Origin of the sequence: Dryocola baronae, from assembly GCF_051297175.1 — a bacterium.
In the GTDB taxonomy this organism is placed as follows: Bacteria; Pseudomonadota; Gammaproteobacteria; order Enterobacterales; family Enterobacteriaceae; genus Dryocola.
This window is the reverse complement of the sequence record NZ_JBINNY010000001.1, coordinates 4,037,923-4,061,076: the sequence shown is the minus strand read 5'-3', so window position 1 is coordinate 4,061,076 and position 23,154 is coordinate 4,037,923. Positions and strand designations below refer to the sequence as shown.

Annotated in this window: 23 protein-coding genes and 3 pseudogenes; 14 read left to right on the top strand and 12 right to left on the bottom strand. The window is 49.6% G+C overall.

The genetic code is table 11. From position 1 onward, the window contains the following. Positions 1-98 precede the first annotated feature (98 nt). Positions 99-977 (top strand): restriction endonuclease, encoded by an 879-nt coding sequence (locus ACSPHG_RS19215; RefSeq protein ID WP_045341144.1) that lies wholly within the window; start codon positions 99-101, stop codon positions 975-977. Between the two features lie 48 nt (positions 978-1,025). Here the strand turns inward: ACSPHG_RS19215 and ACSPHG_RS19210 are convergent. From ACSPHG_RS19210 to ACSPHG_RS19170, 9 genes and pseudogenes are all read right to left on the bottom strand, one after another. Next, positions 1,026-1,235 (bottom strand): annotated as a pseudogene (locus ACSPHG_RS19210) (transposase); the annotation flags it as partial. A 108-nt stretch (positions 1,236-1,343) separates the two neighbouring features. After that, complete coding sequence (locus ACSPHG_RS19205; protein WP_435955070.1) at positions 1,344-3,113, bottom strand: SIR2 family protein; 1,770 nt, start codon at positions 3,111-3,113, stop codon at positions 1,344-1,346. 218 nt (positions 3,114-3,331) lie between these two features. Beyond that, a complete protein-coding gene (locus tag ACSPHG_RS19200; protein WP_435955069.1) occupies positions 3,332-4,396 on the bottom strand; it encodes an alpha/beta hydrolase in 1,065 nt (354 codons plus the stop codon). A 107-nt stretch (positions 4,397-4,503) separates the two neighbouring features. Further along, positions 4,504-5,088 carry a flavodoxin gene (locus ACSPHG_RS19195; protein WP_435955067.1) on the bottom strand — a complete coding sequence of 195 codons (585 nt, stop codon included), beginning with the start codon at positions 5,086-5,088 and terminating at the stop codon, positions 4,504-4,506. A gap of 12 nt (positions 5,089-5,100) precedes the next feature. Further along, positions 5,101-5,859 carry a carboxymuconolactone decarboxylase family protein gene (locus ACSPHG_RS19190; RefSeq protein ID WP_435955066.1) on the bottom strand — a complete coding sequence of 253 codons (759 nt, stop codon included), beginning with the start codon at positions 5,857-5,859 and terminating at the stop codon, positions 5,101-5,103. Then, the gene (locus tag ACSPHG_RS19185; protein ID WP_435955065.1) at positions 5,837-6,316 is read right to left on the bottom strand and encodes a (R)-mandelonitrile lyase; all 480 of its coding nucleotides are present in this window, start codon (positions 6,314-6,316) and stop codon (positions 5,837-5,839) included. The genes ACSPHG_RS19190 and ACSPHG_RS19185 overlap by 23 nt, the downstream gene beginning before the upstream one ends. Positions 6,317-6,380: 64 nt before the next feature. Beyond that, complete coding sequence (locus tag ACSPHG_RS19180; RefSeq protein ID WP_435955064.1) at positions 6,381-7,838, bottom strand: heavy metal sensor histidine kinase; 1,458 nt, start codon at positions 7,836-7,838, stop codon at positions 6,381-6,383. 14 nt (positions 7,839-7,852) lie between these two features. Further along, on the bottom strand, positions 7,853-8,533 hold the full coding sequence (locus ACSPHG_RS19175) for a heavy metal response regulator transcription factor (RefSeq protein ID WP_435955063.1): 681 nt from the start codon (positions 8,531-8,533) through the stop codon (positions 7,853-7,855). 14 nt (positions 8,534-8,547) lie between these two features. After that, complete coding sequence (locus ACSPHG_RS19170; protein WP_435955062.1) at positions 8,548-9,714, bottom strand: aldo/keto reductase; 1,167 nt, start codon at positions 9,712-9,714, stop codon at positions 8,548-8,550. Positions 9,715-9,988: 274 nt separating this feature from the next. Here ACSPHG_RS19170 and ACSPHG_RS19165 point away from each other — a divergent pair, with 274 nt between their 5' ends. Further along, a complete protein-coding gene (locus ACSPHG_RS19165) occupies positions 9,989-11,014 on the top strand; it encodes an alpha/beta hydrolase (protein ID WP_435956065.1) in 1,026 nt (341 codons plus the stop codon). Positions 11,015-11,154: 140 nt separating this feature from the next. Here ACSPHG_RS19165 and ACSPHG_RS19160 read toward each other — a convergent pair whose 3' ends face one another. The 3 genes from ACSPHG_RS19160 to ACSPHG_RS19150 form a co-directional block, all read right to left on the bottom strand. Beyond that, on the bottom strand, positions 11,155-12,357 hold the full coding sequence (locus tag ACSPHG_RS19160) for a multidrug effflux MFS transporter (protein WP_435955061.1): 1,203 nt from the start codon (positions 12,355-12,357) through the stop codon (positions 11,155-11,157). Between the two features lie 177 nt (positions 12,358-12,534). Beyond that, positions 12,535-12,750: a helix-turn-helix transcriptional regulator gene (locus ACSPHG_RS19155; RefSeq protein WP_435955060.1), complete on the bottom strand. Its 216-nt coding sequence runs from the start codon at positions 12,748-12,750 to the stop codon at positions 12,535-12,537. Positions 12,751-12,861: 111 nt separating this feature from the next. After that, positions 12,862-13,488: an inovirus Gp2 family protein gene (locus ACSPHG_RS19150; protein WP_435955059.1), complete on the bottom strand. Its 627-nt coding sequence runs from the start codon at positions 13,486-13,488 to the stop codon at positions 12,862-12,864. 653 nt (positions 13,489-14,141) lie between these two features. Here ACSPHG_RS19150 and ACSPHG_RS19145 point away from each other — a divergent pair. The 12 genes and pseudogenes from ACSPHG_RS19145 to ACSPHG_RS19090 all read left to right on the top strand — a co-directional run bounded on the left by ACSPHG_RS19145 (position 14,142) and on the right by ACSPHG_RS19090 (position 23,080). Next, positions 14,142-14,879 (top strand): hypothetical protein, encoded by a 738-nt coding sequence (locus tag ACSPHG_RS19145; protein WP_435955058.1) that lies wholly within the window; start codon positions 14,142-14,144, stop codon positions 14,877-14,879. A 91-nt stretch (positions 14,880-14,970) separates the two neighbouring features. Beyond that, positions 14,971-15,855, top strand: coding sequence for a GTPase family protein (locus ACSPHG_RS19140; RefSeq protein ID WP_435955057.1), 885 nt, complete (start codon positions 14,971-14,973; stop codon positions 15,853-15,855). A gap of 443 nt (positions 15,856-16,298) precedes the next feature. Then, positions 16,299-17,096, top strand: coding sequence for a hypothetical protein (locus tag ACSPHG_RS19135; protein WP_435955056.1), 798 nt, complete (start codon positions 16,299-16,301; stop codon positions 17,094-17,096). Between the two features lie 149 nt (positions 17,097-17,245). Beyond that, positions 17,246-18,064 (top strand): DUF932 domain-containing protein, encoded by an 819-nt coding sequence (locus ACSPHG_RS19130; RefSeq protein WP_435955055.1) that lies wholly within the window; start codon positions 17,246-17,248, stop codon positions 18,062-18,064. Then, positions 18,061-18,366: a DUF905 family protein gene (locus tag ACSPHG_RS19125; protein ID WP_435955054.1), complete on the top strand. Its 306-nt coding sequence runs from the start codon at positions 18,061-18,063 to the stop codon at positions 18,364-18,366. Before ACSPHG_RS19130 ends, ACSPHG_RS19125 begins: the two co-directional genes overlap by 4 nt. 29 nt (positions 18,367-18,395) lie before the next feature. Further along, positions 18,396-18,827, top strand: a pseudogene (locus ACSPHG_RS19120) (antirestriction protein). A 12-nt stretch (positions 18,828-18,839) separates the two neighbouring features. Then, positions 18,840-19,382: a RadC family protein gene (radC, locus tag ACSPHG_RS19115; RefSeq protein ID WP_435955053.1), complete on the top strand. Its 543-nt coding sequence runs from the start codon at positions 18,840-18,842 to the stop codon at positions 19,380-19,382. Continuing rightward, positions 19,379-19,612 carry a DUF987 domain-containing protein gene (locus tag ACSPHG_RS19110; protein WP_435955052.1) on the top strand — a complete coding sequence of 78 codons (234 nt, stop codon included), beginning with the start codon at positions 19,379-19,381 and terminating at the stop codon, positions 19,610-19,612. Before radC ends, ACSPHG_RS19110 begins: the two co-directional genes overlap by 4 nt. A gap of 12 nt (positions 19,613-19,624) precedes the next feature. Further along, entirely contained in the window at positions 19,625-19,981 is a 357-nt protein-coding gene (locus ACSPHG_RS19105; RefSeq protein ID WP_435955051.1) for a type IV toxin-antitoxin system YeeU family antitoxin, read from the top strand. Between the two features lie 140 nt (positions 19,982-20,121). Then, positions 20,122-21,242 (top strand): annotated as a pseudogene (locus ACSPHG_RS19100) (IS3 family transposase). Positions 21,243-21,271: 29 nt separating this feature from the next. After that, positions 21,272-21,595: a TA system toxin CbtA family protein gene (locus tag ACSPHG_RS19095; protein WP_435956064.1), complete on the top strand. Its 324-nt coding sequence runs from the start codon at positions 21,272-21,274 to the stop codon at positions 21,593-21,595. 348 nt (positions 21,596-21,943) lie between these two features. Then, complete coding sequence (locus tag ACSPHG_RS19090) at positions 21,944-23,080, top strand: tyrosine-type recombinase/integrase (protein WP_435955050.1); 1,137 nt, start codon at positions 21,944-21,946, stop codon at positions 23,078-23,080. The last annotated feature ends 74 nt before the right edge of the window (positions 23,081-23,154 follow it).

Sequence of the window (23,154 nt, the reverse complement as noted above, 5' to 3'; positions counted from 1 at the left end):
TGTGCCAATAGCGGAACACACTAATGCTGGTGTACAGGGGCTGACTCATTTCCTCCTCCACTTTCATCCCGTTATACTGTGAAAAAAAGGAGGTAGGCGTGAAACTGAAAATGCAGGATTTGAGGCTGTTTAATCTCGTGTTTGAGAGCGATCCTGGTTGGATACTGGATTTCTCTAACCGCACCTTGTCTGCTTTTTTTGATGAAGAACTGAACATTGATATTGATGATGAACGTTATCAGGAAGAGGGGACGTCAAAAGCCAAACGAGTTAGATGCTTGCTGAAACAGGCTGATCGTGAGACCGCTCTGCGGGTTCTTGGCGCTCTCTGGCAGTATAAAACAGAATCCATGCCTGAACAGGCTGAACAAAGCCGTAATGACTATTACGCACTGATTTCCCGCTTAGAAAACGCTGACACCGATGAAGCCAAAGGCGTAAAGCCTGTCCAGGCATGGCATGGTGTTGACTGGCCTTCACTTATCGCTGAAATGAACGAGATGAAATCTCTGCCGCCACATCCACGTGGTTTTCGGTTTGAAGCCTGGCTTGCTGAACTGTTCAGTATCTTTAAGCTTGCTCCCCGTTCGTCTTTCCGAAATACAGGCGAACAGATTGACGGAAGTTTCCGACTGAATGATGAATTTTACCTGATGGAGGCAAAGTGGCATCAGAAAAGAACGTCGGCTGCCGATCTCCATGTATTTGAAGGAAAGCTCAGTACCAAGGCAACCTGGACACGCGGCGTTTTTATCAGTTGGATGGGGTTTACGCCTGAAGGCCTGACGGCTTTTGGTAAAGGGAAGCGCGTTATCTGTGTCAGTGGTTATGATCTTTACCACTCACTGAGTCATGGAATCCCTTTGCCCGACCTTCTGGATGCTAAAACCAGGCACGCCGCTGAAACGGGAGAGCCCTATGCTGAGTTCGACCGACTATATGCACTGAAGAACAAACAGTACGGCACGCTGAAATAACGGGTTGGGAAGCGGTTACTGCTCCCCGTTGTTGTTAGTAATGTCGCATAACACCGTTTTTGACGAGTAGCCATTGCGAGTGTTTGAGCCTGTTTTGGGCGCATTTTTCTCATGCCCGAGGTGGTCAGTCAGCTCCGTATTAAGCGCCGTTTCGACGGTAAGCTTCGTCAACATGCGGGAAAAAGCATTGAGGTCGGCTTCGGTTTTAAGGCCTTTAGCCAGTTCAGCCGCAAGGGCTTTGAGTTTCTTTTCGTCCATAATTTCCTGTCTCCGTTACTGGATTGAACATATCAAAATCAGGCAATTACAAAATTTTAATTACAGTCTCAAGAAGAGATGCAATCCGCATCTCTTCCTCTGCTCACTTTACCAGCTCATGCGTCCTGCGATGCTTTCGAAACATCGTAAAAACAGAGCCAGGTCTTCTTCGCTATTGTCGGCAAAACCATGCGTTAACAAATCATCAAGGATGTTTGTATCTTTCAATTCCTGGGTGAGTATGCGGTAGGAAGAACTATTCCAGCCAACCCGGCCAACAGGCATACGGAAGTATTGTATGTCAATTTGGGTTTTATCCGGATATGTTGACAGTTGTTCCTCAAAGTATGCCAGTGATGCTAACGTTTCATATCGGTCGTAAGAGAGTTCGAAGTTGGCGGTTGTTCCGATGAAGCTGGATTTCCATTCATCCATAATCGTCAAAAGATGATCGCTTAACGCTGTTTTTCTTCTGTCTAGCCCATCCAATTGCTTCCAGATATCACCACCGCCTTCCCACGACCATAAAAATAAAAGCATAATGATGCTGCACGGTTCGTGATGGGGGATCACTATTTTTTTCAAAAACAGCTCGTGTAATGTGCCCCATCGGCGAGAACGGATTAAGCCAAGCGCATACGCTGTCATAATCATCACTGCCGGGTAAGTGCGCAGATTTATCCATGCACTCAGCCCACCGTTGTGGTTTTTGGAATGGCTGATGATGTTATTAATGATATCAAATATTAATTCTTTATGTTTATCCTCTCCCCAACGACCCAGTATTCCGGCCATACGACCTAATGGCTCTGTTATCGATTCATAAGTTGATACCCGTTGACTGAACTCTTCAGGACTCCATCGGCCGTTAGGGGAGAGTGTGTCTGAATTCATTGCTTCTAATAAACGCTCAAACTCACCTGAAAAGAGCTCATCAAGTTGAATGCGAAATTCTGCTTTAGCCAGATATTTTTTTGTACTGTTGGTTAACAGTTCGACGCTTAATGGGTTTTGTTTTCGGCTTTGTTCAAGAATGGTTACTCGTTGCTGAAGTGTGTTGAAGAAATCATCGGCACCGGTGATTTCCATAATTTTTGCCTGCCGATGGGAGATAAGATCCTGGGTGTTTGTGCCCGGCGGATTTTTTGCTGCCCAGAACATGGGATATCTTTTGTTGGGCGCCCGCAGTATTGCTGCACGCAAAGCATGATCCCACTCACCAGACCAGCCGCAAATGATTAGGCCGTGTTCATCAATGATTCGGTCAAGCAACTGGTTGTATTCAACGGGATAGCTTGCCAGTTCATTATCGGTGTTGAGAATCCTTGCATCTTTGTAGTCGCCATGCAGCTTGAACAAATAACATTGAGAATGTGTCAAGGGTTCTGCGCCTGAAAGAGAATCCACGGAGGAAATCACGGTTGGTTCAACCCCCTGTTCCCGCAGCGCATTTTCCATTAATCGGTCAAAGTTGGTTGTGAGGATGACCCGAATATGGCCTGAGCGAACAAGCCTGGCAATGGCCTGATGTGCTGGCGTGGGTAATTTTTTACCCTCTTCTTTTTCTTCTTCATTCGGCTCAATGTAGTTGTGCAAAATAGAGCGGCGTTCAGCAGGCGAAATCGTCAGGTCTTCTAATAGTTTTGAGTAGTCGGGTTCGTTACCTGTTTTGTCACGGTACCATTGCGCCCAGTCCGTTTGTTCTTCAACGTCCTGCGCGGCGGCAATGCGTTTGATGAGATCGAGAGTAATTTCCCAGCCCGTGGGTATTTGTGCCGTTCGGGATAACCCAGAACCTAAAAGAACAGCAAAAACCCCTTTATTTTCGTGAACGGAGAAAGCGAGCTGGGTGAGTGGATCGGTGCTTAAGAGCGTCATTGTGGTTACTCTCCGATAGGCTAGATTTATAACAATCATTACGTTACATTTTTTAACCTAACTTTCAAATCCTCATTTCTGTTTGTTTGCTGCTTTTCCACTTTTCCACTTTTCCACTTTTCCCGGCTCACCCTGTGCTTTTTCCTTACAGGAGTGAATGATGAAACCTGCTTGCCTGGTTCTTTCCATATTGCTGGTATCCACTCAGGCCACGGCATCTATTGTAGATTTTTATCCTTCAAAAATTTACTCACTAAATCAGCAATCTGCACATTATTTAAATCAGAGAACGGGAAGTGGGTATTCCCTTTGATCCCCACCTCAGGCAGATGCGTCACTGTCACATCCCCGCCATGCTTGTTCACCACTTCACGCCACTCGCGAGCCATCGCCAGACGTACGCGCCAGCTGTCCTGCGCGGGCATGGCGACAGGTTTATCCGGTATGTTATCGCCGTAAATAATCAGAATAGGGATTTTGGTCAGAGCCATAAACTGCTCCATCGGCACAGGCTCACCCTTCAGCGTGTCGAACGCGCTTGGCATAGGGTCTGGGAGTTCTTTTTCCGGGAAGACAAAGCTGCTTCCTGGCTCGAAGGCGACAATGGCTTTGACCTTGTTGTTTTTCATCGCCGTATACCAGCCTGGTCCGCCACCCTGAGAGTGGGTGAAGAGGATAGCGGGGCCGGATTTATCCACGACGGCGGACATCGCATCAGAGATAACATTGATATCAAACGGCCCGGTATTTGGGGTCATCTGACGGAAATACTGGTTCAACGCTTCTTTGTCGTGAGAAAACTGAACGCCCTTAAAATACTCTGGCCACACGCCAACGCGGAACTGGTTGAACCACATCTGTTCATCCGGTTTAGGTGTAACAGTACCTTCTACAGTCGTGCGCCCGGCGCTGCCCCGGCGTGGCTGATCGACCAGATAGGTTGAGAATCCACGACGCAGGAATATGTTCTGGAACCCTTCACGGCCATCCGGCGTGCTTTCCCAGGTACGAGAGAATTGACCTGCGCCGTGCAGCATGACGATAGGGTATTTATGCGGATTCTCCGGGATTTGGTAGAACACAGAGGCATGATCGCCATGATAAGTCTGGCCAGCTGAATCCAGCGGCTTTTTCGCGTCAAATTTTCCTGGTGCGTTGATGATGGTGCCACCAGCAGAAAAGCTTCCCTGTTCCTGAATGACCAGCGGCTCGGCGTATACCGACTGAGCCACCAGGCCACCCGCCATCATGCAGATGGCCAGCGTTTTTAAGATTGTCTTCAAGATTACATCCTCTGTTATGTTTGCCGTTAGATCATATCTGAGTTGTCAGCGTTAATTATTTAGCCCCCCTGATTGCCCTTATTTGGCAGACTCATGAATGCGGACGATTAACTGCGTATTGTCTCTAACCAGCTGGTGACCGTTTCAGTAGTTCTTCGCTCCTGGTCGCATTCAATAACCAGCGGTTTTTCCCGACGCGCAGTTGGGGCGAGACGGGTAAGGATGTCGTCGCTGTCTCCTTTACCGTAGCCACCGTGAGTAATGAAGGGGATGAGTAATTTGCCCGCAAGGTTGTGGCTGCTGAGAAATGCTTGCACTAAAGGCGGCACGCTGGTCCCCCAGATCGGAAAGCCTAAATACAGGGTCTCGTAGCGTGAGATATCTGCGACGCTATTTTTCAATGCGGGTTTTACTCCCCGCTCACGCTCATTTTTCGCCTGTTCAACGGTCTGAAAATAGTTTTCCGGATAAGGCGTAGCCGGTTCGATTTCAAACAGATCGGTATTCAGGCTGCGGTGAATGACGCCCGCAATCACCCGTGTATTTCCGCTACGGGAAAAGTACGCCACCAGAACACGGCTTTTACCCTGCACGTTTGCGGTACCGGTGGCAGCTGATGCCAGGGAAACGTTCGCCAGCGTGAGCCCGGCAAGTGCGGTGATTAACATTCTGCGGTTGGGATCATGCTCCATAACCTGCTCCTGTTAGTTTGCGAGCGCCTGCTGCAGCGCCTTTTCAGCTCGCGTTGCTGCATCACTTTCGCCATGTTCACGCAGAACCTGTGCCAGCTGGCGCAGCTGCGCTGCCGTCAGGCCGACCCGCATGCTTGCTCGTGTATGCGATAGCAACTGGGCTTCAACGCCTGGTGTGGCCGCTAATGCGCCAACCGTTGCCAGCTCGCGGCTTTGCCAGTCGAGGTTATCGCGGGCGAAAATGTCGCCGAAAAGATGCGTTTGCAGGAACTGGTTAATCACCGGGGCAAAATCAAACAGCGGGCCCTGGACGGGCGCGCCTGAGATTTTCGTCTGATTTGCGGTACCGACGCGGCGAAGCTCATCCCCGACAGGGATCGGGGCAACCGGTTCTTTACCCTCAACGTCTTTGATACCACGTTGTTGACGTGCTTCGACGACCTTCATCAGTTCATTAAGCGCATTCAGGCTACGGGGGAAGCCCGTATAGGCATAAAGCTGGACGAGGATCTCTTTGGTTTCGTTTATCGTGAGCCCGGCATCCAGTCCCTGATTCAGGGCGGCATTCAGCTTATCCATCTGACTGCTGGCCATCGATGCCGCAATCAACGGGATAGCCTGTTGGCTGGCTGACAGCGTATCTGAAACCGTTTGTTCGTGGTTCATTTCTGAGGCTCCTTTATTGACGGGGGCAGCATGTGCGGCGAGACCAAAACCAAAGGTCAGCAGTACCGCTGCCGCTAATGCCTTAATGGGCGTGGTATTGTTCATCTGTCACTAACTCCTTCCAGTTAACGCTTTTGCCATCCACAATCCTGGTTATCGCCAGATGCGTCATCGCGCTGCCGGGGGCCGCCCCGTGCCAGTGTTTGACGCCCGCCGGGCAAGAGACAACGTCACCGGCGCGGATAACCTGCACCGGCTGGCCTTCTTGTTGGGTGAGCCCAACACCAGAGGTCACAATCAGCCGCTGACCTGCCGGATGCGTATGCCAGGCGGAACGAGCGCCGGGTTCAAACGAGACATAAGCCCCGGAAACAGGGATGTCGTTATCCGGTTTGAAGAGAGGATCAACCCTGACGCGACCGGTAAAGTTCTCGGCTGGCCCGAACACCGCGTTCTGACTTCCTGCGGGGGCGATATGGACAGCGGGATTTTGCTCCGCTGCCCAGGATGAAAATGTGAAGAAGGGCAGTACCAGCCCGAGGTAACGTAAATGTCCGATCATGCAAAGCGTCCTTATCAATGAAGAGGGGATTGCCTGCGATGATTTTATCGAGGGGGTAATGACGTCAGGCTGACGCCCCCCTGACAATTCTGTCAGTTAACCCTGGTCCCGGCTCAGCGCCGGATTGAGCATTGCCTGCCGCTTTATCCGCTTGTACCGCAAAGGTGAGGCCAAAAGTATTGATGCCACCTTCACTCCGCGCAAAGACATCTCCCCGGTGCATAATGGCAACCGCGCGTACGATCGACAGGCCCAGTCCATGATGGGTATCACTCCTGGCTCGGGAGGTGTCGACGCGATAGAACCGCTCGAAAAGCCGGTGTAAATGCTCTGGTGCTATCGGATCGCCTGGGTTTGAAACTTCAACACAGGCTTGATTGTTTTTTTCGCTTAAGCGCACCGTAATCGTGCTGTTGGAGGGTGAGTGTCTTGCGCTATTTTCCAGTAAATTTGCCAGTGAGCGGTGGAACAGTCGTCGGTCGATATGCGCCGTGACGTCGCCCTGAACATCCAGAGAGAGCTGTTTTTCAGCAAAAGAGGGTTCCACATACTCCGCTGTTTTAAGGGTTTCTTCGCGCAAGGACACCTGCGTAAGCTGGGAAGCATGCTCACCTGCGTGAGCATGAGACAGGAACAGCATGTCGTTAACGATCGACGTCATGCGCTCAAGTTCTTCCAGATTGGAACCCAGTAACTCTTCCAGTTCATCATGTGAACGTCGGCGCGAAAGCCCCAGCTGCGTCTGGCCGATCAGGTTAGTCAGCGGAGTCCGGAGTTCATGCGCAACATCGGCATTAAAGCTTTCGAGCTGCCGCCAGGCGACCTCCTGCCGTTCCAGCACGCCATTAAAAGATGATGCTAACTGCTGTAATTCGTCAGGTAATGCTTCGGTATTCAGGCGCTGACCATGGTCCCCAGGAGCGAGTTGCCGAGCCTGTTTACTGAGCGCCCCAACGGGACGAAGACCGATCCTTGACACGACGTATCCCAGTAAGGCGACAATCACGACGCCCAGTGCGGTAATGATCAGCAATGTCCGCGTGAACGCATCGAGTGTGCCCATATACGGCGTGGAGTCGATGGCAACCACATAGCGCAGCTCAGGCCGCTCACCGTTGGCGGGGATCGTTTTCACTAACAGAAACAGCGAGCATGCACCTTCTGATGCACCGGGCACTTTATTAAAGCCTTCCCGCAAAGAAGACCACTGAACACCTACCGGTGGTGTTCCCCCCATGCTAAAGCGTGGGTTATCGCTCACTATCCAGTAGCGAACGCGTTCACCTTCAGAATTGGTTAACACGGTGAATTTATTGGCAAGCAATGACCAGCCGTCAGCCGAGGTTCGTGCGGTGATCCACGGGCTCATTAATGATTCCCGGAACAGCAGCTCGTTGTGCATTTGCTTTTGCAAAGAGTCATGCAAAGAGCTTCTCAGCAGGATACCGATAACGGAAACAATCAGTAGCGCGGACAGGGCAAACATCAGCGCCAGGTGAACGGAGATGGAGCGCTTAGGCATGCTTATCCCCTTCATTATTCGGACCGGACTTCGAGGACATAACCCATACCACGAACGGTATGTAATAGCTTGACGTCGAACGGGGCATCAACTTTGGCGCGAAGTCGTTTAATGGCTACTTCAACCACGTTGGCATCGCTGTCAAAATTCATGTCCCATACCTGCTCGGCAATCATCATCTTTGACAGAATCTCCCCCTGATGCCGGGCCAGAAGGCTCAACAGGGAAAACTCTTTCGCGGTCAGCTCCAGTCGCGTTCCGGCACGAAATACGCGGCGAGCCAGCAGGTCGAGATGCAGGTCGTGAATTTGCAGTTGGGTGATGTCTACGCCATCCGTAGCGCGGCGACGTACCAGTGCCTGAATACGCGCCACCAGTTCGATAAGAGAGAAGGGCTTGGGGAGATAATCATCCGCGCCAAGACGCAGCCCTTTAACGCGCTCATCAACCGAACCTCGTGCAGAGAGCATTAGTACCGGCGTCTGTTTGGCTGCCCGCACACCCTCAAGTACCCGGTAACCATCCATCCCCGGCAGCATCACATCCAGTATTATCGCGTCGTAGTCGAACTCCAGAGCGTAATGAAGACCTTCAGCGCCATCTGCAGAGACATCTACCGTAAATCCGGACTCACTCAACGCACGGTTGAGATAGGTTGACGTTTTTTCTTCATCTTCGACTAACAACAGGCGCATAACGGGACTTCCTCTTAACTTTTCATCGGTGCTTCAACATCGGAATAAACCTGCACAGCATCCGGCAGACGTTGACCCTGGATAGTGATGGCGTCCAGTGAGCGGGTGAGTTCGGTTATCTCGGCGAGAGTCAGCGACACGCCGGTAGCCGCTGTGTTTTGCAGCATATGGTCTTTATTGGTGGTGCCAGGGATGGGAACAATCCAGGGTTTGCGGGCCAGCAGCCATGCCAGCGCAATCTGTCCCGGTGCGGCATTTTTTCGTATTGCCCAGGATTTCAGTAGTTCAACCAGCTGTAAGTTGTGTGGCAAGTTTTCAGGCGAGAAACGCGTTTCTATAGCACGTATATCTCCGGCAGCGAACCGGGTATTCTCATCAATCCAGCCCGTTAAAAACTGCACGCCGAGTGGACTCCATGGCACGAACCCAATGCCCAGCTCTTCACACACCGGAAGCGCCTGTTTTTCAGGGCCGCGCCAGAGCATGGAGTATTCACTTTGCACGGTGGTAACGGGCAATGCGGCATGGGCGCGTCTCAATGTGTTGATGCCCATTTCAGACAGACCCCAGTGCAGGATTTTCCCTTGATCCATTAAATCCTTAACCACACCGGCGACATCTTCGATCGGGATCTGCGGATCAACCCGGTGTTGATACAGTAAATCGATGCGATCGGTACGCAGGCGTTTGAGCATATTGTCGACGACCTGCCTGATATGCTCAGGCCTGCTGTTAAGGCCCGGCAGACGCTTACCCGTCTGTTGGTCAATGTTCCAGCCAAACTTGGTGGCGATAACGATTTTGTCCCTGAACGGGGCGACGCCTTCCCCGAGAATTTTTTCGACTTCAAACGGGCCGTAGGCTTCAGCAGCGTCGAAGAACGTTACCCCTTCATCAAATGCCCGGTGGATAACATTGATCATCTCGGGACGCCAGGGAACGGACGTGTCATATTTGCGACTCATGTTCTGCACGCCCAGACCGACGGCAGAAACTTCCAGCTTCCCGAGTTTACGCTTGCCCGGAGCAGCGTTGCGTTGGCTGGGGTGTCTGGATAAATCGACCTGAGAGGTTTGGCTCGCTGCCGATACGTGCGGAATCAGCGAGGCGGCGGCAATACCGGCCCCGGCGACTAATAGCTTGCGCCGCTCTGGCATTGTTGGGGCATTCTGGCTTTTCATCGATCGCTCCGTTACTCAGAAAATTAAACATGACTCTCATTTAAGCGGGACCATTCTGCCTTCGGATTGCCAACATAAAGCTGACGGCTACCTGACAGCGCTGTCAGAAATGCTTTCCCATCTCAGTCCCTTTCCTGACAAAAATGTTATTTCCCGGTCACGAAGCTGACAGCCCTCTCCGCCTAATCTGAGCCTGCAAATTTGATTCCGCGAGCCTGAATAACCAGGCCGACACTCATCGGGAGAGACCATGAAATTCACGCTTATCAGTGCAATGCTACTCACGGCAATGGCCGGGGTGACCTCAGTCAATGCGGCTGATTACAAACAAAACCCTTTCACACTGGCCTATGACGGTGCCATCACTGAGAACGTCAAAGGCAAGGTCAACATTCATCCGGTGAAATACGATCTGCATGGCATCCAGATTGCTGCGAATGTCTATACCCCTGCTAACTACGATCCCGCCAAAAAATACCCTGCGGTGGTGGTCGCGCATCCTAATGGTGGCGTAAAAGAACAGGTTGCCGGGTTGTATGCCCAGCGTCTCGCCGAGCAGGGCTACATCACGATTACCGCCGACGCGGCTTATCAGGGCGCTAGCGGTGGGATGCCTCGCAGCGTGGATAAACCCGCTAATCGCATAGAGGATATCCACGGCATGGCTGACTACATCAGTCAGTATCCTGGTGTCGATACCGCGCGCCTTGGTCTGCTGGGCATTTGCGGAGGCGGCGGTTATTCACTTGTTGCGGCTGAAACTGACAAACGGTTCAAATCGATTGCAACCATCAGCATGTTTAATTCAGGCCTTGTGCGCCGTAACGGTATGCAGGATTCACAGCTGGATACTATCCAGCAGCGTCTTCAGCAGGCTTCTGACGCACGTGCTCAGGAAGCAGCCGGAGGCGAAGTGCTTTACTCCGGCGATGCCAACCTGACTGATGAACAGATTGCTAAATTACCTTTTGCCTTGTATCGCCAGGGTTACGAGTACTACTGGAAAACTCACGCGCACCCGAATTCCACGTTTAAATACACCACCAGCAGTCTTCTGGATTTGATGAGCTTTGACGTAACGGACCATATCAATCTCATCAATAAACCGCTGCTGATGATTGCCGGTACAAAAGCGGATACGCTCTATATGACTGAAGATGCGTTCGCGAAAGCCACCGGTACGAAGGACAAAGAACTCTTCCTCATCGATGGCGCTACCCATATCGAGACGTATTGGGTGCCAAAATACGTTGACCAGGCGATGCAAAAGTTAGATGTCTTCTTTAATAAAAATATTTAATCCGCATCTGTCGATACCCCGCAGGGGTATCGACTTATCCCGTATTTATCATTCAGATTAACGGAGTCGGGAAAAAAGATAATTACGCACATTAAATAGCCGCTATGAATGGAATTCATAAACAGTCGGGCAAGTGATGGTTATTTTTTTACCTGAATAGTCAGTGCCATCAAGGCGCTGGCAGCCGTAAAGACCGCAATGATCCAGCCCATTGTCCATGGCGTGCCGTCGCTAAAGAGTGCCAGAAGCAACGAAGAGATGATGCCACTGCCGTATTGCAACGCTCCCATTAATGCCGACGCTGAACCTGCAACATTAGGCACTGCGTCAAGTGCGCAAGCTGTGGACGTTGCTGCGATGATGCCGTTCATGGAGAAGAAGACGAATACGGTCCCCACAATTACGGTTATTCCACCTATGCCCAGGCCGGTTGTGACCGCTAGCACTATTGCGGAAAGAGTGGCAATGAATACGGCATTCTTGAGTAGCATTTCCAGAGGATAACGGTGAACCAGGCGTCTGTTGACCATACTCACAGCCATTAATCCCACAATATTTACGGCAAACAGCCAACCGTAGTGCTGCGGATCAATACCGAAGTAGGTGATGTACACAAACGGTGAGCCCGTGATAAAGGCGTATGCTGCGACGTAATAGAAGGTCAGGCACAGAGTAAACCGCATGTATCTGGTGTTTGCTAGTAAGGCAAAGTAGTTTTGAAAGGCTTTGGTTACGGAGGCTTGCGAGCGTTTCTCAGCGGGTAATGTCTCCGGTAACCAGAATAAAGACATCAGCATTAATGTTCCGATAATCGCCAGTAGCCAGAAAATGGCGTGCCACGAGGTGACTTTAATCATTTGCCCGCCGATCAGGGGCCCGGCAATCGGCGCGATGGCCATGATGATCATCAGGGTCGAAAGCATTTGTGCTGCACGAGTGCGGCTAAAGAGATCGCGGATCATTGCTCTGGCCAGCATCGGGCCGGTACAGGCACCTAACGCCTGAAAAACACGCCAGAAAACAATTTGCCCGATATCCGTTGATAACGCGCAGCCCACCGAGCCGATGATGAACAGGCCTAAACCGATAAACAGCGGCAGTCGACGCCCATAACGATCGCTGATCGGTCCCCAAATCAATTGTGCGATGCAAAAGCCGATAAGGAATCCAGTGATTGTCAGCTCTGCATCACCCTGTAAATCTTTCGCCATGATGGGCATAGCGGGAAGATAGATGTCGGTTGATAAAGAGGTAACAGCCATCAGGGCGCTGAGAATGAGTAGAAATGATAGACCGGTTTTTTTGGCTGTAGCTGACTGTGTACGTGCCTGTTGATTAAGCATGGAGATCCGTTGGACATGAAGAGATAGGGGTATGTTAACGGGTTTGTGAACATTGATAATTATGGGGGAGGGATAGAGATTATGAATGGAATTCATCAATAGTTTTGTATGAGAGCCGGAGAAGCCATTGGAGGTTTGTATCCTTGGCTACAGGATTTTCGTCAACATTTGAGTCAATCAGTCACGCGATTGTTCAATACGCTCCTTTAGCCATTCCTTCAGTTCACTTTCCTTCCAGCGGGAGCTACGTCCTGGCTTAATCGGTTTCGGAAACTTACCTTCGCTTATCAGCTTGTAGAACCACTTATCGCTCAGTCCTGTAAATTCGGTAATGAATACCATATCCACCAGTTTGTCGTTCATTAGGTCAATGTTGTTGCTTTGCATGGTCATGACGTTTTCTCTTGTCTTTATGAGTTGAAAGACAGGAGCTCGAGGTTCAATCATTTTTGATATCGCCTATCACTCCGCCATAATCATCCGTTTCTCAGTAATTAATAATTTTTAGTTCTGGCTGCAGCCAAAGTTGCGTTCGCCGTCTTCATTACATTTCGATCTCAGTTTTGCCAGATAGGCACTACGAAACATCAGCTCATCCATTTTCGTGTTCATCGGGGTATTAAATTCCTTTTCACCTTTGCTGTTCAGGTGGTAGTAACCATTTGTTGGAAAGTGAACCAGACCTCTGTCCTCAGGATATGAAAGCCCCAGAGAGCTCACCCAGGCTCCGGCTATCATTGACGCTAAAGTCCCACTGTCTTTGTTGAAATCTCCTGGATGAAAGTAAGCGTCTTTATTCAGGAGAAGCAGGGCGTGGTAATGTTTTTTCCCTTCAAGATTAAACTCTCTCACCCATACATAACGAAGCCGACAGGGGTAGGTCCGCTTACCTGCTTTCTTTTTACGTTTCAAATCCGCCTTAATACGCTCCTTCAGAGATTTCATACAACGCGTGATAACCGAAGAATCGACTTTTGCTTTCTCCTGTTTCTCTTTTTGTATGGGTAAACGAAAATCCACTCTGATAGCCAGTAAGCGGGGGTACTCCTGCTGAGCTTTACTGATACTCTCCTGAGTCCGCTTAAGATACTCCTCACTCATATCCCCATAGCGTTCTGAATAGTCTTCCATTGCTTTCACCTCTGTTCTTAAAAATTCATTACATGGGAAAGGCAGTAAGATTTTGTTTTAATAATGGTCAGAGATGAGGGGGCGTAAACAGTCTTGCATTAGTATCTGCTGCCTAGTGTAATGGTCTGTTTGGTCATATGTGTCTTGTTATATGTATGGTTATATATCTGTTATATATTATTAGTCCGGCAAAGAAATCGGTTGTGAGAGTAAAAAACCAATAGAAGAAGAAAAAGAACCATTATGCTTTTCCTGCCACTTTTTTTACCCGCAAGTTAGTTAAGACCAGGAACCTTGTGGTTTCACTGTGCGTTGCCCCATCTATTCCTGAAGTGAGTACCTGTTCAGGTCGGACTCTCATCGTGTCATCAGGCTAATCCGGGAGCGGACGTGATCGGTCTTACGCATAATAGGGATGCCAGTTTTTTTTCACTACCCCCTAAGGCGATACCTTGATGGTGATAACGTTCACGGAAAATAAGAATTATTAATGTATTGATTTATATGAATTACACAAAAAGTAAGGTACCTTTTCATCAAAAGGAACACACTCATGTAGAAGAGGGCATATGCCGGGAAAATTTAAGGAGACTGCGTACCTTCCAGCGCAGGGGTTACAGGAATTTGTTGAGCGGTCAGCCGAGGAGAAAGGTATGTCAAAATCCAGATACCTGGGAAGTCTGGTTGAAAAAGAGGCAGCATCAGTATCCGGGAAATCGAGCGAGCCAACACTTGTCCTGCATAAACCTTGTTACACAGAAGTCCCGTTTGGTTGCAGTGGGGTATTTGAATGTGACGTCCTAACTGCAAAATCAGACATCCACAAATATGTGATGTCGCAGGCAACGGAAAGTATCATTTCCAGTTTTAGAGATATTATCAGGAAACAGTTGAAGGATAACCCAGAATATCTAAAAAACGCCTGCTTTGTATTGTTAAGGACTTTAATTAAAGGTGTTTATCAAAAAACTGAAGCTGGTTCTTTAAGAGTAAGCTATAACGTTAAGGTTGCCTTAATAAGAGTGTCTGAAAAGGAATGGTTAAAATATGATGGTTGTTATGATTTCTTTAAAATAAAATACTACAGTTATTACGATTTAATGATACAAAACAGAACCGGTAGGGTCAAAATGCTTGCCCCTATATTTGATGAGAAATATAAAGATGGCGCTTTTTTCATACCTGTCTCTGATGCCAGTTCAAATTTCCAACACAGAATTGCTGATGATAAAATCAAAGGGGTTGGTATAGATGATGTCGAAGTTGCGAAATGTATTATTCTTGGCGTAGACCATCGTTCAGTTAGTGAACGATTTTCAGTAATTTATGGCGAAAAAACAAATAACGGATTCAGAACAAACTCTGGACGCCGCTATAAGACTTTGAAGTAACTGTAGTTTATTTTTAGAATTTAATATTTTTTAAGTCTATATCACCCGTTAGATATGAATCAGATGATTTCTATTTACCGGGAGATATTTAATGAGTAGTGAGAAACAGAGCGGGTTAGAACTGTTAGGCCTTCACCTTTCACTTTGCCCTGAATTCTTAAGATATGAAGTACTTAATAAAATACGAGAGACTATCGCCTATGAACCCGTCATTGGCATCATGGGCAAAACCGGGTCGGGCAAGTCCAGTCTGGTTAATGCACTTTTTCAGCAGCCCCTGAGCCCCGTAAGTAATGTTGCTGGCTGTACCCGTGAAGCCCTGTATTTCAGATGTGATGCTGGCGAACGAAGGATGACGCTGATAGATTTACCCGGAGCAGGGGAAAGTCTTGCGTATGACAAAGAATATCGCAAGCTCTATCAGTCGCTTATACCAGACCTTAACCTCATTCTCTGGGTGATGAAAGCCGACGATCGGGCTTGCTCTACTGATGAGGATTTTTATCAGTTCCTGTTGGAATGCGGAGTCTCACCAGACTGCATTGTGTTTGTCATCAATCAGGCCGACAAGGCCGAACCCTCGCTGGAGTGGTGTCGTGAAACGGGCACACCCTCTGCAGAGCAACGGCTCACCCTTACGGCCAGGTGCAGCGCAGTATCACATCACTTCCATACCCTTCATCCGGTACATGCCGTTTCCGCCAGCACCGGTTATAACCTGCCTCTTCTGGTCGAAACCCTTGTCAGTGCCCTGCCAGCATCAGCCAGCAGCGGTGTGTTCTGTCAGATAAAAGAAATTCATCGTACATCTGACGCTGAGCAGGTGGTTCGACAGGACTTTGGTGAACTGGTGGGGGTGTTACTAAGCCGCATTATTGACGCGGTGCCATTACCAGAGGCACTGAAGGACCGACTCCACGCTATCCGTGAAAGCCTCGCCAGCGCCGCTTCAACACTCTGGCACTGGTTCTTCTAATGACTTCCCGTGACCTTTTTCTTCGCCAGTCCCTCTTCTTACGAACAAGTTTGTTTATCAATGATCGATTTTGTCGATCGATACGATCTGATTATCTCATTATACCTTCAATCCGAAGGGATATAAGATTTCACGAGGTAAATACAACCTGCTGATTTATCTGTAAATAATCAAACATGACGGATGTATCTGGTCACCAGACACGCATTCTGACGCACCTTTGTAAGGAGACATACATGTCCGCTACCAGGTTTCAGAGGAAATCAGTAATGAGGGGCAATTCTTTGCCAGCCTCACCGTATAACGGGAAGAGTCTGAAGTCGGCCATCGCAAAGCTGATATTCCTCTCGAACCTGCCGCTGTCGTCAATGTAATCGGTTATGACCTTCAGAATGACGATGTTGTTGAACAAGATGGCTTTTAATCAAACAAGGAATTTCCCTGTGAAAACCCTACCTAAAGTAATTTTTACCCTGTCTACTCTGTTTACCACTGCCTGTGCTGCTGCTGATTTTGATCTGAAATGTACGCTGGCTGATAAAAGTATCATGACGCTTTCACATAGTGCTCAGACTGTCTATATCGGCTTTACGAACCCAGGAGATGCAGAAAGTGAAGGGGCGGTCATTAAGTTAGATGTTCCATCGGGAGAAGCGGTTCAGACCGTTGGTTCCCGACCTGTTTTTCACGAGAAATTTTTCAACCTGCGTGGTACCGGAGAAGAGATTGAAGGGGCTGTTGCCATTACTTATGCCGAACATAAAGGTGTGAAATCAGCAGGCTATACAGAGATAAATTTATTGGGTAATGAAACCAAAAGTATCTCCTGTATGCCAGGCACCATTAAAGTAGCGAACGGGTTATTAACGAACGGTATTGCCGGTATGGAGAAACAAGTGTCGCATACCGGGGATACGACCAATAATACGCCAGATGAGGACGTGAGTGACCAGCCTGTCATTAAAGTTTCTACAGAGCATTTCTATCTTGTTAACCAGTTCCCGAACTGGCGTATTACTTTGACCAGTGTCGGTAATAATATCATTGTAAAAAATGCCATTATGAATCGCGGTAATTGCACTCTCCGCCCGAACGGGAATGGTGACCGCTTTAATGTTCCACTGAAATTTGGTGATACGCTAAAGTTTAACGTGACAACGGATGAAAATTTTTCTAAGTGTCAATTGCTTGAGCTGGTTGTGGAGACAAACAAAGGTACGTTCACATTTAAACCTGAATGATGTCATTGTATATGTTGTTTCACTCATTCACTCCGCAAGTGATTTCGGTATCAGCACTATCATTAACCCTTTGATATAACTACACCAGAAAACGAAAAGGTCATGACCCGTAAGGGCATGGCCTTTTGTTTTTTATAAGGAATTTTTTAATGAAATTAGCCAGCCGTTTTGGGCAAATCAACCAGATACGCCGCGACCGTCCGTTAACTCGTGAGGAGATGATGCAGATCGTCCCCAGCGTGTTCGGGGAAGATAAACATGTATCACGTTCAGATCGCTATACATACATCCCCACTATAACCCTGCTGGAAAATCTGCAGCGTGAGGGCTTTCAGCCATTCTTTGCCTGTCAAACCCGCGTGCGCGATCAAAGCAAACGTGAACATACCAAACATATGCTGCGCCTTCGCCGTGAGAGGCAAATTACAGGCATGCAAGTACCGGAAATTATTCTGCTGAACAGCCACGACGGCTCAAGTTCATACCAGATGCTGCCGGGCCTGTTTCGCTTTGTTTGTCAGAATGGCCTTGTCTGTGGCGAAAGCTTTGGGGAGGTACGTGTTCCCCATAAAGGTAACGTGGTTGAGAAAGTAATTGAAGGGGCCTACGAAGTACTGGGGATATTTGACCGGGTGGAAGAGAAACGCGATGCCATGCAGTCGCTAATGTTACCGCCACCAGTTCAGCAGGCAATGGCTAAAGCAGCATTAACCTATCGCTTTGGCGAAGAGCATCAGCCTGTGACGGGATCGCAGATACTTTCCCCACGCCGCTGGCAGGATGAGAGTAATGACTTGTGGACCACCTACCAGCGTATACAGGAAAACCTCATTAAAGGCCGTCTGTCTGGGAGAACGACTAAAGGCAAGCGAGCACATACCCGCGCGGTGAAAGGCATCGATGGCGATGTGAAGCTCAACCGCGCCCTGTGGGTGATGGCTGAAAATATGCTGGAACTCGTATCATGACCATTCGGAAGGAGAGGGGCTTTAGCCAGCTTCCGGTAGGACCGTTCACCCGCCAGCAGGCTGAATGCGTTTCAGCGGCATACCGGAATATCTTCATCGAGGATGACCAGGGAAGCCATTTCCGGCTGATTCTGCGTGATGCGGATGGCCGAATGCTGTGGCGGGCCTGGAATTTCGAGTCGGAGTCTGGGATCGGGCTCAATGCATACATCCGGGATACGGCCTCCTGCGGGACTCTCTCAGCCACCCGTCTTTTTAACCGCAATACCACTCATTCATTTTCCCCTGACCTGCCAGCCTGATCGCTGGCTTTTTTATTTCCGGAGAGACCATGATCAACAACACACCTGAACTAACCATTACCGCGACCGTCGTTGAAGACGAGCAGCGAATCGGCTTCTGGCCACAGCACTTTGGGTCCATCCCGCATTGGATAACCCTTGAGCCCAGAATCTTTGCCTAGATGGACCGACTGTGTACCGATTATCACGGTGGTATCTGGCTCTTTTCAACGCTCAGCAACGGCGGCGCTTTTATAGCTCCTGAGACAGAGAGCGATGAGGAGTGGACATTGCTCAACAGCATGAACGGCAACGGCGCGGAACTTACTGGCGAAGCGGCAGGGATAGTCTCCTGCCTGATGACATACAGCCGCCACGCCTGTCGCACCGAGTGTGACGCGATGACAGAGCATTATTATCGCTTACGCGACTACGCGCTGAATCATCCGGAATGCAGCGCCATTATGCATCTAATCGACTGAGGAATGCCTGACATGAATACCGCATTATCCCCGATGTTATCACAGCCTGAACTCTTTCCTCTGACGGTTATGGCCCAGCATGGTTGTCTGCTCCCCGCGACATCAGGATTGACACCCTATGCCCAACGGACCATTCGCCGGGCTATCAATCTGCTGGATAAATATCTGCGCCAGCCCGGTATATCCTTTACTTCAAGTACGGCAGCCCGTGACTGGCTTCGGTTACAGCTGGCAGGACAAGAACGGGAAGTGTTTATGGTGCTCTATCTCGATAACCAGCACCGTTTACTGGAGAGCGAAACGCTATTTGCCGGTTCGGTTAACCATGTCCAGGTCCATCCCCGTGAGGTGGTGAAGTCAGCGCTTCGCTTCAATGCTGCAGCAGTCGTGCTGGCGCATAACCATCCTTCAGGCGACCCGGAGCCCAGCCAATGCGATCGTAATATTACGGGTAGGCTAAAAGAAGTATTGGCGCTCGTTGATGTGAAAACGCTTGATCATCTGGTCATCGGCTCAGAAGACATTGTGTCGTTTGCCGAGCGAGGCTGGGTATGAAAATCATCAGTCAACGCCAGGCCATGACCCTGTACCGACAGCATCCTGGCTCCCGACTGTTTCGCTTCAGTACGGGCAAATATAAATGGTCAGGCAGTGTCTGCCATTATGCTGGTCGCGAGGTGCAGAACATACGCGGCGTTCTGGCCGTATTTGCTGAACGCCGTCAGGACCGCAATGGTCCCTATGTCATTCTTCGAAGCGTCACTCTCAATAATCCTTCCCTTTAATCAGGAACAAAAATGAATAATCGCTCCGAATCCGGTACCAGGCCGGAGAATACCGCCTGCCAGCAGTGGGGATTACAGAGTACGATCACTCCCTGTTTTGGCGCTCGTCTGGTGCAGGAAGGCAATCGCCTGCATTTTCTTGCTGACCGGGCCGGGTTTAACGGTGCTTTCAGCGGCAAGGATGCGTTGCGCCTGGACCAAGCTTTTCCCTTGATACTCAAACAACTTGAACTAATGCTGACCAGCGGTAAGCTCAATCCCCAGTATCAGCACTGCGTCACGCTATATAACAATGGGCTCACTTGCGAAGCTGACACACTTGGTAGTTGCGGCTACGTATACATCGCCGTTTACCCAACCCAACGCTAATTAAATACACGAGAGCAAAAATGAAATTTCTACCTGCAAGAAACATGCGGGCGGCGAAGCCATGCCTGTTGACCTGCTCCCCGTTGATTAATACACCGCGATGTTAGTAATGTCTTCATAAGCCACATGAGGACACCTCCATGAAGAAGCGTTTTTCCGACGAACAGATCATCAGTATTCTCCGCGAGGCTGAAGCCGGGGTTTCTGCCCGTGAGCTCTGCCGCAAGCACGCCATTTCCGACGCCACCTTTTATACCTGGCGCAAGAAGTATGGCGGCATGGAAGTACCCGAGGTTAAGCGCCTGAAGTTGCTTGAGGAAGAGAACGTCAGACTCAAGAAGCTGCTTGCCGAAGCCATGCTGGATAAGGAGGCACTTCAGGTGGCACTGGGGCGAAAGTACTGACGACAGACCAGAAGCGGGAAGCCGTTGAGTTTATGTGTGATGCGACCGGTCTGTCGCAACGTCGTGCCTGCAGGCTTACAGGTTTGTCCCTGTCGACCTGCCGCTATGAGGCTCAGCGTCCGGCGGCTGATGCGCATTTATCAGGGCGCATCACTGAGCTGGCACTGGAGCGCAGGCGTTTTGGCTACCGCCGCATCTGGCAGTTACTGCGCCGTGAAGGCCTTCATGTTAATCATAAGCGCGTGTACCGCCTTTATCATCTGAGCGGGCTGGGCGTAAAACGCAGGCGACGTCGTAAAGGGCTGGCAACAGAACGTCTGCCTCTGCTCCGCCCGGCGGCACCCAACCTGACCTGGTCGATGGATTTTGTCATGGACGCACTGGCCACCGGTCGCAGGATCAAGTGCCTGACCTGTGTGGACGACTTCACGAAGGAGTGTCTGACAATTACCATCGCATTCGGCATTTCAGGCGTTCAGGTCACGCGAATTCTGGACAGCATTGCACTGTTCCGGGGCTATCCGGCGACGATAAGAACTGACCAGGGGCCGGAGTTCACTTGCCGCGCACTGGATCAATGGGCTTTTGAGCATGGTGTTGAGTTGCGCTTAATCTAGCCGGGCAAGCCAACGCAGAACGGATTTATTGAGAGCTTTAACGGACGATTTCGCGATGAATGTCTGAATGAGCACTGGTTCAGCGATATCGTTCATGCAAGGAAAATCATTAATAACTGGCGGCAGGATTATAACGAGTGTCGCCCACATTCAGCACTGAATTATCAGACGCCATCAGAGTTTGCAGCACGGTGGCGGAATGGAAAATGTGAAGATAAACAAACCGACATTACTAACTAACGGTTGTATCTAATACTGGGGGCAGGTCACTGTCGCCCGTGACTATCTGGCAAATGTTACTTACTCGTCTGCTTGAACAGCACTATGGTCTGATGCTAAGCGACACACCTTTTAGTGATGAAACCGTTATAAAGGAGCATATTGATGCCGGTATCACTCTGGCTAATGCCGTGAACTTTCTGGTAGATAAATATGAGTTAGTTCGTATCGATCGCAATGGATTTACCTCACAGTTACAAGCTCCATATTTGACTGCGACAGACATTCTTCATACCAGGAAAGCGTGCGGGCTGATGGCCCGGTGTTCATACAGGGAGGTAAGTAATATTGTTCTTAGCCGATCACGGCTGTGAGGGGATGGAGATCTGAGAAGGTTTCCACGATACGTGAAGAGTTTGATGAAATTAACGACTCGATGAAAACCTCATCGAGTCGCATGAAAAACAAGGTGGGGGCACAAAAAAGGGGCATTTATAAAGATGAAACAAGAAAATATCTATATTTATCAATGGTTTTGTAGGTTGTGTTATGTTCCTATTATCGCACCACTAGTTACTCCACCATAATCCCCTACTGTCCATTTTTCTTTATTTTATGCGGTGTTGGCTGTTTTATTTGTCCGGCATCATCCGCCTTTTGCCGTTGCAATCGAAACTCAAAACGGGTACATAATCGGGTATCTGAGTTTGAGGCGGGTACCTATGAAACTAAATGCGCGACAGGTCGAGACGGCAAAGCCTGCTGAGAAAGACTACAAGCTGCCGGACGGCAACGGGCTTATTCTGCTGGTGAAAGCCAGTGGAGCAAAATACTGGCGTTATCGCTATACCTTCGCCGGTAAAGAAAAGATGCTGGCGCTCGGTGTGTACCCGGCTGTTTCACTGGCGGCCGCTCGCGAAAAGCGAGACGAGGCCCGGCGGAACGTTGCGGCGGGGGTCGACCCGGTGAAGGTCAAAAGCCACGTTGCCGCTGCCGCAGCGAAGACGATCACGTTTAAAGAGATTGCCATAGAATGGCACGAATTCAAGAAGCCGCGCTGGTCGCCTGGCTATGCCTCTGACATTCTCGAAGCATTTAACAAAGACATCTTCCCTGCGGTTGGCAAATTGCCAGTTGCTGAGATTGAGCCCGTCCAGATGTTAACGGCCTTGCGTAAAATTGAGAATCGCGGCGCAACCGAGAAAGCAGCCAAAACGCGCCGGTGGTGTGGTGAGGTATTCAGCTATGCCGTAGCCACCGGACGTGCAAAGTACAATCCTGTCAGCGAACTGAATAGCGCCATGACCGGCCATAAAGGGGAATCCTTCCCGTTCCTGACGGCCGAAGAGCTGCCCGATTTTCTGGCGGCGCTTGAGATTTACAAGGGGAGTCCGCTCCCCCGGCTGGGTTTGCAGATCATGATGCTGGCAGGACTGCGCACTTACGAACTGCGGCACTCGAAATGGGAATGGGTAGATTTTGATAATCGGCTATGGGCGATACCCGCCGAATTTATGAAGATGGACCGCCCGCACCTAGTACCGCTTTCCGCTCAGCTTGTTGTCCTGCTAAAAGAGTTGCACGGTCTGACAGGTCGATACGTTAATATGTTCCCTGGCAGGAATGACCCGTCAAAAGTCATGAGCGAGAATACAATAAACAGGATGATCCACATGCTGGGGTATAAGGGAAGAGTAGTAGGGCATGGCTTCCGGCATACGTTCAGCACCATACTGAACGATAAAGGATTCAACTCTGACTGGGTTGAACTCCAGATCGCTCACGTGGACAAGAACAATATACGTGGGGTTTATAACCATGCCCTGTACATGGATGGGCGTCGGGAAATGATGCAGTGATATGCGGATTATATTGATAAAATCACTTTGCTCTGAGGGGATAGTATGCGGTAATTTTGTAAGGTTTTAGCTTG